The 398-nt window shown below is 50.5% G+C and carries 1 protein-coding gene; it reads right to left on the bottom strand.

What is annotated here, in order from left to right; all coding sequences use genetic code 11:
* Positions 1-398: hypothetical protein (locus ATN88_RS26235; RefSeq protein ID WP_198158426.1), on the bottom strand; the 398-nt coding region annotated here is incomplete at both ends.

Raw genomic sequence — 398 nt, forward strand, 5'->3', positions numbered from 1 at the left:
TCTGCTCTTGCCGCAGAGATAACAATCTGTGCAATCGCATCTCGTGATAAGTCACCACTTCCGCTCGCATCAGTAAAGTCATCCAACGGAATCGCTAGAGTCACAACGTCAGTACTTGTTGGTACGCTAGTGTACTGAATCGCACCGGTCTCACCTGCGCCGTTTGCGTGGTTAGACAGCTTAATGTTCACCACTTGACCTGCTAACAAAGGTTCTACTTTGTATTGCATGTTGAACGTGGTGTAACCCGTTGCATCAAAGGCTGCTGATGAGAAGTCAATACCTGCGAAGGTTTGACCTGCACCCAGCGTGATCACTTTGGCTGGGCTGTCATTCAGTGTGCCATCAATGATGCGCGCTGAAGCGTCACCCCAGTTAGGGCCCCACTCGTTAACAGC

It is taken from the genome of Enterovibrio coralii, from assembly GCF_001559595.1.
In the GTDB taxonomy this organism is placed as follows: domain Bacteria; phylum Pseudomonadota; class Gammaproteobacteria; order Enterobacterales; family Vibrionaceae; genus Enterovibrio; species Enterovibrio coralii.